Origin of the sequence: Nitratidesulfovibrio sp. 1201_IL3209 (assembly GCF_036763125.1) — a bacterium.
Lineage (GTDB): Bacteria > Desulfobacterota > Desulfovibrionia > Desulfovibrionales > Desulfovibrionaceae > Cupidesulfovibrio.
Genome location: NZ_JBAIYT010000012.1, coordinates 84,861 through 96,115, shown reverse-complemented (window position 1 = coordinate 96,115; position 11,255 = coordinate 84,861). Strand labels below are relative to the sequence as shown.

Here is an 11,255-nt window from a genome sequence, read left to right as displayed (position 1 = left end):
GCTGCTCGCTCGCGGGCCAGAGGGTATCGGAACGTAACAACCTTCATCACCATGATCTACCTGATCGGAGCGCCCATCACCCAACTCTTGGAGGCGTGAATTCCACAGCTAACGTCGAAGACCCAAATTTATATTACAACTTTTGAACAGGTTTCAGTAATGCAGTTTCAATGCAAAAGATGCGGAAAATGCTGCTGCAACTTACATAGGTATCCTATATTTTTAGAACTTCATAATGGAGACGGCGTATGTATGTACTATGATAGTGGAAATAAGAGTTGCAAAATATACGAAAATAGGCCTTTTTTTTGTGATGTCATGAAGGGGTGGGCCTTTTTTTCAGATCGGATGACATTAGAAGAGTATTTTGCGATGACTTCTAGATTTTGCAGTATAATCGAAAAAATACAGGAGTAATGGTATGGCATGGCCTTGGCTTGTTGGGGCGGCAATCGTAGCAATTGGTACAGTGATTGCAAAAAGTGATAGTAGCTCGTCTGAGGAAAGCACCTCCTCATCCGAAGATGCAAAAAGAAAGTTTAAAAAAGAACAAGAACAAAATCTATTGGGCAATGTGGACAAATCATTGGCCCGTTTTTTTGAGACACATTCTGAAATACTTCAATTCCATAGTAACAGTGAAAAAAAAATCTACAAAGAACTTGTTGCACGTGTCGTGGAGGGTTGTTCACTAAGTAGTGAATACGCAAATATGTTGGATTTTATGGCTGCAAGTAACTCTCCGGATACATCAGGTTTTGAGCCTCGGATGGAATGTGTACGGAAAGCCTCGCAAATGGCTATAGATACAGCAGAAAGCGTCGAAGATGCGCTGGACAACCTGTATGGCCAAGATGCTTATCACTGCTATCAATCTGAGATCATGGACCCTTGTGCGGAACTTGATAGCGGGGTAGGGGCGATGCGTGAGATTCTTGGACTTAGCCCCGATACGTCTGCAGCACGCCATGTAGTACGTATATCGCCTGACCTAATGAAATTGTTTCTGGTATTGCATCAATTAGAAGGAGTTCGTGAACACTGCAACGATATTGAAAATAAAGTCGCCGAAGACGCACTTGTTGGCCGCGCGCGACAACATGCTGATTTTGCAGAAACATTGCAGCAATGGCGTGTAAATTACGACGCAATGGATGACGCTCCGCGTGTCATTGTCTGCGGTATGCTCAAAGCTGGCAAAAGCACTTTGCTCAACATGCTGACCGAACATTTCACCGATGAGTATTTCCCTTCTGCGCGCACCCGGAAGACGGTAGCGATTAACACCCTAGAATACGATAGTATTTGCTATGTTGACACCCCCGGATTGGATGCTCCTGAAGATGATGAAAAAACTACATGGAGCGCCATGGCCTCAGCCGAGCATATTCTTTTTGTTCACAATATAGCCAATGAATTTGAAGATAAAGAAATAGAGAGCCTCCGGCGTCTTGCCCTATTACGCCCCGATTTTGCACAAATTTGCACCCTGGTAGGGACCTATGCAGAAACTCGCGGCATAGCGCAAGACAAACGTCAGCAGGCACTGGAAATGCTCCAAAAGCGTTTCCAGGATATCACGCAGGTGGCTATTCCCGCTTTCCTCGTGTCTAATACTTCGTATATGAAGGGCTGCCTTGAAGGTAAAAATAATTTACGCAAGTCTGCTGGAATTGACGCTTTGAAAGAGGCTCTACGCCGCGGGCTTGACCGTGCAAAAATCAAAGAAGAAAGAGTCGCCCGCTTGCAGAGCTTACAGAACCGTCTTGCTGGCCACGTTTCTGTAGAAATAGAACAAATTCGAGAGGCTATCGAACTCGCTCAAAAAAAAGACAACATTGCTCTGCAATGTCTTATTAAAGACATGAAGGCTCTTTTGGGTGGCTTTAAGATAAAAATTGCGTCACTGGACAAAATGGAGGGATGATGATGATAGATTCTCGTGAAAAATTCATTCAATATTTTGAATCGCTACGAGATGATTTCGAAAATGTAGCAAGGTCGGCACTTTTGCGAGGAAAAGAAAGCAATGTGCAAATTGAAATTATAATGCAGGCCAGCAAGGGCAGTGTGCTGCAACAGACACGTTTGAAGCCCGACAATCCTCTCTACAAAACAGTGGAGGCTATGGCCGCAACTTTACGGACGGAAACTGACAAATGGAAAAAGTCCATTGATGCCTTCGAAAAAAGTGATAATTTTCGTGGAAAACATTCCTGCTCTCTCATGGTCTATGTGTACGGAAAGGTAAAGTCAGGAAAAAGTTCTTTGCTCAACTACCTTGCCCACGGCTACACTAATCCCACCCAAGAACAGATTGCATCCGATGTGCAAGTTTTTTTTCAGGATGATTCTGGGAAATATGATTCCCAGAAGAATGAGTTGGAAGAAAAGCGTCGCATGCGTGTCGATTATGCTGAGGCAACTAGCGCCATCCAAGGGTACATCTTGCCTGGCATTACACTAGTAGATTCGCCTGGCATACATTCCATGACCCCTGAAAATGGCGCTTTGGCTCAGGAATATTTACAGAGTGCTGATATTATAATTTACGCCACATCTTCTAAAAGTAGTACACGTGCCAGCGATATCAAAGAGCTGCTCGAAATAGTACAGTCTGGAAAAACATTTTTTATAGTTTCTACGGCTGCCGATACTCTAGATGAAGATGAAGATGAAGATGGAAATATCGTAACCAAGCTTGTTATGCTGCCTGACCATGATCAGAAAGAAGTATGCATGTATTGTGTGGATCAACTTCTTCATGGTGATACGGAAAAGCGTTTAAAAAAAGAAGAGTTACAGGAGCACGTCATCGCCATCTCAGCCCTTTACGCAGAAGAGAATGCTACAACTGAGGGCTGGCGAAAAAGTGGCATGCAAGCATTGCTTGCTCAGGTCCACAAAGTAGCAAAAAGCCAAGGAATTCAAATCAAGCAGCACACGCCTCTTAAGAATTTGCAAAATTACAACAGTGCGCTTTTGGACAGCCTCACCACTCTTGAGGCTGCCATCTCAGTTAACCATGAGTGGATAGCCAAGACCATTGAAGATATCTCAAGACACAAAGAGTGTGAAGTCGACAGTGCTGTTTTGCACCTCACGGAAGCCATAGAAGGGTTACAAGAATGCGCCAAGGGCAAGGACAAAGATTTTGCCAAGGCAGTACATGAGATTGGGGAGAAGTTTTTACATAAAGCCCGACTCAACATTTTGTCAGCATTCATGGAAAATGTACAGAACCAGCTTGCTCTTGTCGGTACGCATAACACATTCCATGTCGAGCTGCCTATGATTGATGATGTCTATAGAGAAATAGAATATCAATCTACACGCAAGAAAAGGGGTGGGAGGCTTTTGGGAACTTTGGCAGGGATTGCAATTGGCTTGGTATGCGCTTCCAACCCAGCTGGTTGGGCAGCCGGTGCAGCTGCCTATGCCGCTGCCGGTGCCGCTGCCGGTGGCTTTGTAGGCTCACAGGTAGGCAAGGCCCTTGACGGGACAAGTACAGGGAAAGCACGTGTGGGTGATAATGCAGATGACGTACGTCGAGCTGCTGTGGAAAAGCTGGAAGTTGTGATTAAAGAAGACCTTTCTCATACCGTCGAAGGCATTAATAAAGAGTGCATACTGCCACTGGTGGAGTGGCTTGATTCCCTGCAAAACAATGTAAGCTCTTTGCGTAGCATCATCACAAGGCAACAAAAAGAAATTGATCTGGAGATTTCTAAATGAGTGCATACGAAATCAGTATTCTAGAGCAGTGGGCTGAAAAAATTCGCCCTATTGCACAAAAGCATCAGCCCGAACTTTTCAGGCAACTAGTGGATGCTTTACAGGAAAAAAAGGCCGCAGAATCTGTAGATATAACTGTATATGGTATATATAGCCACGGTAAAAGTACGCTGGTGAACGCGTTGTGTGGGGCAGAATCTGCAAAAATGGGCATAGCACCCACAACTGCTGTTGTACAAAGATATCCATGGCGTGGCTACTATTTGCTGGATACTCCTGGCATTGATGCCCCCATTGAACATCAGGTCATTGCCGAAGAGCAACTGCGCAAGAGTGAGCTTGTCATCTATGTTCTTCAAAGCACCGATTTGGATGACGCCCGTGCCTGGAAGGAGTTGGCGGACAATGTCGAGCGTAGGCAAAAGACTATTTTAGTGGTCAACGACTTTAACCAGTGTCGGACGAAGCCTGAGCTCATGACTCGGCTCAAGGATGGCTACAGAACAAATTTACAAAAAGAAGGTGCGGCAAGGGGAATCGACTCGATTTGCGATTACGTGCCCATATACTTTGTTAACGCGAAAAGCGCTCTCAAAGGTAAACTGGAGAATAAAGAAATTCTCCTCGCTGCATCGGGCATCAATGAACTCGAACATGCCATACATGATGCGGTCAGAAATGTTTCTGAACATGACGTAATACAAACACTTAAACGTAACTTTATAGATTTATTGAGACTATGTGAGAGTAGCCTGTGCCCCGTGGAAAAATCCGTAATTTTCAATGAAGCGCAGGCTTCTCTCCGCGAAGTCAGTGAAGTGCGCAATGCAGCGGCTTTAAAAATTCAGCGTGACCTGGAAGGGATGCTGGCAACATACCGTGGGCGAATATATACACTTTTTGAATCCACTCACGATGAGCAGCAGCTCAGAAATCAACTATCTGATATAATGGAAGAGGTTGGCGGCAATCTCGAGGAGTGCATACGAAAAACTCTGTCCCATGCCAAGAAAAGGGTAGAAGATATCTGCGACAACATTGATAAGCTTTCTTCTGTGTATGTGGACACCACGGCTGTAGCAGATGATACTAACGCCACAATCTCAGAAGTGTCTACTTTACAGACACTTCCTTGGAAAGACATGCTGCAGCATGTGAATTGGGAAGAAAGTATAAATAGTGCCGTTATTAAAATTCTGGAAATGGGGAAAAAATTCTTACCCAAGATTTTTAAAGGCATTGGCGAAAAAACTATGGCCAAGTGGGCTAGCAGGTTTACGGCTGCTTTGGGACCTATTTTAACTGCAGGTATAGCTGTTTATGAATTCTATTCTGCCGTGAAGGAGGAAGAGGACAACAAAAACGCTGCGATCAACAGGGCTAAAGCCTTGGAGGACGCTGTAAACTCTGTAATTACTACAGTGCAGAATACGTATACTGTTGAAATGAAATGTATTCTTGATGACGTATTTCTGCCCGTGGAACAGAATATAGAGGGAAAGATTCAGGATCTACGGATACAGTTTATGCTTGACGAAAGAGACGTTAAGCTTCTGAAGCAAGCAGAGGAAGCTATAGGTGGCATTTTGACGCATTAGGACTATACTGGAGAAGTTGCAACAATTCCTAGGACGTTTTTGGGTACGGTTTGCAACGGTTCAATAGGTCTGCCCCTTGCGGTTCCGGTGGTATACTGTCCTGTTCTTGTGAGAAAACGCTTTTTTACGCCGTCAAAAGGGGCTTATACTCCCTTGGGGACGCCACCAGATTATACCCTCATGTCCACATGGGGGCTTTTCTTTTCTGACTGACACATGTCTTTGTAACTTGTACATCTTTAGTTACATTGAGCAGGTCAGGTACTTCGCCACCAGATGGCATATGGACCTACAACAACGAATGGCCCTACATGGGCTTGGCGGCAGTACTCCAAGGCGACAACGCGGATAGGCTGCATAGCCGCGACTATCTAGGCTGCCTAAAAAGGGGAGGAGTATCCTCGAATCCTTCCCAACGACAACGGAGAGAAACGTGGAACTTGAAATCAGGGGCAGGAAGGCATTGATCATCGGGGCAGGGCACGGGCTCGGGGCCTGCCTTAGTAGAAAACTCATACAGGAAGGCGCATGCGTCTGCGGGGTCGCCCGAAGGCGGGAAGGACTGGAGGATCTGCGCCACTGCGCGCCCTCCGACAGGCTGCTGCTCCATGCCGTCGACCTGTTACCCGAAGGCGCAGAGGATGAACTGTTCACCTTTCTACAGGAACGGGATTTTTCCCCGGACATCGTTGTTCACTGCATGGGAGGACGGCAGCAGTCGACTAAAGACATTCCCACGGCAATCCTGTGGCGTACCCTGTATCGGGCCCTGCTCGAGATCCCGCTGCTCATCAACGAGTCCTGTCTGCCAGCCATGCGCGCACGGGGTTGGGGACGCATCGTCCTCACGGGATCCGTAGCTGCGCTGGAGGCCCAAGGGCCCGTACCCTATTGCATCTTTAAATCCATGCTCGCAGCCTACTGCCGCTCGGCGGGACGTCAGGAGGCCGCACGTGGCGTTATACTGAGTGCCGTGCTGCCGGGGGCCTTTCGCTTCCCAGGAAGCACTTGGGACAGGATCGCGCAGACGGATCCCGGCTCTACGCAGGAATTCCTTCAGCAGCACCAGAAGATCGGCCGCTTCGGAAGCGGAGAAGAGTTGGCCGACTTCATGCTTTTTCTGTGCTCGGAGCAGGCATCATTCAATGCGGGCGGCATCTATCCCGTCGACGGGGGGTTGGGTACTGCCTTCTTTCAGCCCTGAGTCCTTACTCCTCGGCGTAGCCCCAACGGCCCTGCTCGCGACGCAGGGCCCCATAGCAGGTGACCGTTGTTCCGCAGATGGCCTGCAAATCGCAGGAAGCGCATCGCGACGTAAATGAGGCCAAACGAGCAAAGCGTATGGGTTTTCCGTGCGGATGCGTCCCATCGAAGAATATGACTTCTTGCATAGCACGCTGCGGACTGTCGGCCCGGATCGCGTCAAAAAGATCCCGGCTCAGGCTGCAGGGCAGCATGTCAACCAGCTTCAACGGAACCCTGCTCCAGCGTTCGTGGGTTTGCAGGGCCATGATATCGCGCACGGCCGCGGCATCATGCCCCACCACAGCACTGTTCCCGTTTTCAACAGGTAGCATGCGAGACAATACTACGCTCCCCACCTGCTCCGGCAAGGCGAGTTCATTGAGCAACGGTAGCACCGGGACGCTTTCGACCGCACGGACGTACTTGAGCTCTAGAGCGCAGGCATTCTCTAGGTTCTTTCGTGCCCTGCACAGCCTGTCCACTGCTTCCGCCAGCGTGGCAAATGCGCCCTCCCGGCCCGCGTGCCGGTCATGTACAACCTCATCGCCGTAACAGGAGAACGTGACCCGGTCTACGTAATGGGCGACGGCTTCCGCCGTGTCCGGCGAGCATAGTCCAGAGCCATTGCTATACATGACCATGGCGCAAGTGCTGTGCGTGCGTATCGTCTCAAGAAGGGAGCGCAGTCCGGGATAGATCGACGGCTCACCGCCACTCAGAATTACCAAGTCCCCTTCCTGCGGGTCATAGCGCAAGAGCATGTTCTCCACTTGCCCAAGTGTTAGGCCGCCCCGAGAGCTTGCCCTCGTGTTGTGGGAGATGCAATCCTTGCAGGCGTTGTTGCAAGCGTAATGAAGGTTCAGATTAAACACTCGTGGCATGTACAGCCCTTTCTGGGAAACGATGGGCGAAGCAGCTTCCGTTGCAGGTTGCAGGGAAGTCTAAGCACCCCCGGCAGAAGCTGTTCCGATTGCTCTCTATGCGTAGGGAAAACTGCCGTTCGAGGCAGGCGCTTACCTGTGCGTATGGAACGAGGCCCTGTCCATCCTTCAGCGACAGGAGATCCTTCGAAGTCTGGTTGCAAAAGCGTAGCCGCAGGTCCGCCGTGACGAGTCCTGCGCACGCTGGCGAGCACAGGGGGTGATATCGGTCCAGTAGCATGTTCGCCCCCCGAACGAAGCAGTGCGGCGCGTCGTGGTCGAGGTTGATCGTGATGCCCAGTTCGTCTCGACAGAAACGCCCCACGGCGTTCCAGTTTCGCACGATGACGTCTCGAGCGGCGAAGATATCCTCCACGCAGTTGAGAGTTAGGTTGACCACCATCCGCTGCCCGAGACAATCGTGGACGTGGCGTAGCTTGCGGCACACCCTGCCCACGTCGGTACGGGCGTCGATGCGAGTCTCGAAAAGGTGGCCGCATTCCAGCTCGGGAAGCAGCTTGCAGGACGGAATGGACGGCGACAGACAGGAAAGATTGTAGATGACCGCGTCCCCCCCCCGCAGTTGCAGGGTTTCGACGGCCTCGTTGACTGCGTTTGTGAATAGGTAGACGTGCGGAAAATGGTCCATTGCTGTCGCAAGAATGCGTGGAAACTCGCTGTGAACCGTGGGCTCTCCGCCCATCAGTTTAATGCGCTCAATGTGTCCTTGTTCTGCCAGCCAGTTGCATAGGAGGGCGAAGTCATCGGCCGGAAGTTCCCGCCCGTTGCGGATGTCCTTGTTGAAACACGTGGGGCAGCGCATGTTGCACCGCTCTGTTACAAGCACGCGAAAGGCCTTCCTTAAGATAGTCATAGCCCTTGCTCCCTATCTTCCGAAGCGTATCGCTGCCAAAGCGGGCAACGTATGTCGCCTATGCCCAGCCGGCCCGCCTTGTGGAGCGAGATGCCGATGCATCCTCCGTTGCACAGTGGAAGATAGCGGCATTTCCGGCAAGGGGAAGTGTCGTCCACCCGGTAGTCGCGTATGCGCAGGGCCTGCGGTGAGCCCAAAATGTCCTGCAGGGGTTCACGGCTCAGGTCCCCAAAAGGGATGCTGCTTAGGCAGGAGCAGCCATAGACCGAGAAGTCCGGATAAACATAAATCTTGGTGATGCCGCTTCCGCAGTTGCGGTTGCTCGGCTTCCCGGCCAGTCCCTGGGAGATTTCAGTGATTCGATCATCGGACAGCGCATCTAGCTGCGTGAAGTCATAGAGACGCCGTATCCCTAAGCGCATGCGGCAGGTGGTGAGCATGACTTCCACGAACGCGTTCCACTCTTCGATTGAAAGCCCTTTGAGCCCGGCCCCGCAGCCGAAGGGCAACACGGGGCTGATATGCCACTTACGGACTCGATGGCGATGCAGTTCCTCGCGCAGGGCAGGCATGGAAGCAATGTTGTCCTGTGTGACCACGGTGGACACCCACACGGAAACACCTGCCTGGGAAAGGAGTTCCAAATGTTCCAAGGCCGTGTGCCAACTACCCGCCCCTCTGAGCAGGTCATGAGCCTGTTCGTCGCCGTCAATGGAGAACTGCACATGCAATCCAGCCGCCTGGAGCGTCGGCCATGCTTCCGCTTGTTCCGCATACAGAGGCGTGGTCCCATTGCTGGTCAGGATGACTTCGTTGAAGCATTTTAGAGCGTGGCTGGCCAGCAGCATGAAGTCGGGATGGAGCGTCGGTTCGCCGCCCGTCAGTACAAGCGTACCATTGGGAACGCAGCTCGAGAGTTCGTCCATGCCCCTGAGAGCAAGCCTCGTATCCATGTCGTGCGGAGCTGACTTCCCGCGGATGCAGTGTCCGCACGCCAAGTTGCAGCGCTGAGTAAGCAAATAATAGAAAAACATCAGACCATCCTCTCAAGTCCCTCGGGCACATAGCCCTTCACACGTGCGAGCAATCTCGTGACATCAAGCGGGATGTCGGGCATTTCCTGAACCGCAACAGCGACAAGCTCCTTGAGAGGAATCTTATGCATCCTCCGGGCGAGAACGATGACGTCCTTTTCGTAGAGGTTCGCGAGCAGTTTTTCCACTGGATGGTCCGGTCGGGCAGCCCACAGGTTATAGTGGTCCGCGAGGCAGGAGATCGGCCCCGTAAAGGCAGGTGAAAGCTCCTTTAGTTTGCAGCAGAACTCGGCGGCCTTCCGAAAGTCGCCCAGTTCGGCGTATCCTCGAGCGAGGAAGAACAGCACCCCCTCGTGGACCTGCATGCCTTTCCAGCCTCTGATCCGCGTGAGGGGGGCCATGTCGGCGGCATTCATCTTGCGGCAAAAATCCAGAAACTCGAGCAGAAATGCAATCTGCTCTCGGGAAGCCCCTGCCATGCCGTCGAGTACGTCACCCGTACGACGCAAGGCTGAGAGATAATGCAGGTAGAGTGGGCTGCAGCCCATGACCTCGCTAAAGCCGGGGATGACAACATGAACACTGGGGAAGCCAAACACGCTGCAGTCCCGAGCGAAGATGTCGGTGCCGGCCTCGGCGCAAAGGGATGAGAACCAGTTCAGAGCGTCTTGGTTGGTCTCGCAGGAGCGGTTCAGCAGTGCTTCGTCGACCTCCCATGAAGGCTCGCCTAGCCAAAATTCTGGAGGATAGTTGCCGGTGGAGTTCCGGAAAAGCCTACGTAGTTCGAAAGGCTCTATGAGCAGCGGGGCACCGATCTTGCTCCATGCCGTTTCGTGAAGCCTGCGGCCCTGCACGAGTTCGGTAAACAACCGCTCCAAGCAAGTGGAGATGTTCGGGCTGGCCCCGAAGGAGATCGCATAGCGGTGGCTGCGACGGTCGCAGAGGCAGGCGCAGTAGGCGGGGAGTCCCCGGCCAAGCGAACAGTCTCGGACCTCCACGTGAAAATGGCCAAAGGATTCAATCTCCGACATGATGGCGTCTATGGCAGGGAAGTGGGCCTGAATAACGTCTCGCTCGACGACCGGTGGCGTGAGCCTGCGCGTGAAAATGTAGTACAGGCTCCAGCGCTCGAAGATTTCGGAGATAGCCTGGACGACGGCCTCCTGCCTAGTGTTTCCTGCAGCCATGCCATTGGAGCCGTAATGCTGCACGAGCGGCATAGGGACCATCTCCTTCCGACCCGACAGCAGCCCGGTATAGGGAAGGCAGAATAAATCTTGGCCCGGCCGTATACCCCACGCTGACAGGCGGCGCACCCGTTCCTCAGGATGCACGTCGAGATCGGAGGCCCTGTCCAACACTATGGAGAACTCCTCACGCACCCCCTCCTGCATCGCAAATAGCACTGCGTCGATGAGGCGCCCCCCCTGCGCCACCTGTTCGAACTGCAGCGTGACCCCGTAGGAATAATGGGGGCAGAGGTCTATCCCGAACTTGCTGAGGAGCATGCCGTTGGAGAGTCGCTCCATGAATTCACCGTAGGCGCTCGCCAAAGCTAAGACACGGGTGACTCCCTTGCCGTTGGTACCCACCTGCGTACCGGAGAGCACGACACGAACGGAGAACAGCGAAGACACGGCACTGTCAATCCATGACTCTGTGGTGAATATCTTCAACTCCTCAAGAATACGGCGGATCCGCAGGACAGTATCGTAAGGATCACATTCTTTCAGTCGGCCCATATCTTTTTAATAAAAGCGGTGCCCTGCCCCCGTAGAACGGCAGGCGGGGCACACGGTCGCAAGGTGTCTAGTGAAACAATCTCTCGTGTTTCTTTACCCTCGGGCGA

At 51.7% G+C, this 11,255-nt stretch carries 8 protein-coding genes; 4 read left to right on the top strand and 4 right to left on the bottom strand.

The window, feature by feature from the left end:
* Nucleotides 1-421: 421 nt before the first annotated feature.
* From V6B97_RS07925 to V6B97_RS07910, 4 genes are all read left to right on the top strand, one after another.
* Nucleotides 422-1,927: a GTPase gene (locus tag V6B97_RS07925; protein WP_333505961.1), complete on the top strand. Its 1,506-nt coding sequence runs from the start codon at nucleotides 422-424 to the stop codon at nucleotides 1,925-1,927.
* A complete protein-coding gene (locus V6B97_RS07920) occupies nucleotides 1,927-3,735 on the top strand; it encodes a dynamin family protein (protein ID WP_333505960.1) in 1,809 nt (602 codons plus the stop codon). Before V6B97_RS07925 ends, V6B97_RS07920 begins: the two co-directional genes overlap by 1 nt.
* On the top strand, nucleotides 3,732-5,333 hold the full coding sequence (locus tag V6B97_RS07915) for a GTPase (RefSeq protein ID WP_333505959.1): 1,602 nt from the start codon (nucleotides 3,732-3,734) through the stop codon (nucleotides 5,331-5,333). Before V6B97_RS07920 ends, V6B97_RS07915 begins: the two co-directional genes overlap by 4 nt.
* A gap of 433 nt (nucleotides 5,334-5,766) precedes the next feature.
* Complete coding sequence (locus tag V6B97_RS07910) at nucleotides 5,767-6,537, top strand: SDR family NAD(P)-dependent oxidoreductase (RefSeq protein ID WP_333505958.1); 771 nt, start codon at nucleotides 5,767-5,769, stop codon at nucleotides 6,535-6,537.
* Nucleotides 6,538-6,541: 4 nt separating this feature from the next.
* Here the strand turns inward: V6B97_RS07910 and V6B97_RS07905 are convergent, their stop codons facing one another.
* The 4 genes from V6B97_RS07905 to V6B97_RS07890 are packed head-to-tail and all read right to left on the bottom strand — an operon-like array spanning nucleotide 6,542 to nucleotide 11,148.
* Nucleotides 6,542-7,459: a radical SAM protein gene (locus tag V6B97_RS07905; RefSeq protein WP_333505957.1), complete on the bottom strand. Its 918-nt coding sequence runs from the start codon at nucleotides 7,457-7,459 to the stop codon at nucleotides 6,542-6,544.
* A complete protein-coding gene (locus V6B97_RS07900) occupies nucleotides 7,443-8,372 on the bottom strand; it encodes a radical SAM protein (protein WP_333505956.1) in 930 nt (309 codons plus the stop codon). Before V6B97_RS07900 ends, V6B97_RS07905 begins: the two co-directional genes overlap by 17 nt.
* Nucleotides 8,369-9,406 carry a radical SAM/SPASM domain-containing protein gene (locus V6B97_RS07895; protein ID WP_333505955.1) on the bottom strand — a complete coding sequence of 346 codons (1,038 nt, stop codon included), beginning with the start codon at nucleotides 9,404-9,406 and terminating at the stop codon, nucleotides 8,369-8,371. The genes V6B97_RS07900 and V6B97_RS07895 overlap by 4 nt, the downstream gene beginning before the upstream one ends.
* On the bottom strand, nucleotides 9,406-11,148 hold the full coding sequence (locus V6B97_RS07890) for a YcaO-like family protein (RefSeq protein ID WP_333505954.1): 1,743 nt from the start codon (nucleotides 11,146-11,148) through the stop codon (nucleotides 9,406-9,408). The genes V6B97_RS07895 and V6B97_RS07890 overlap by 1 nt, the downstream gene beginning before the upstream one ends.
* Nucleotides 11,149-11,255 lie beyond the last annotated feature (107 nt).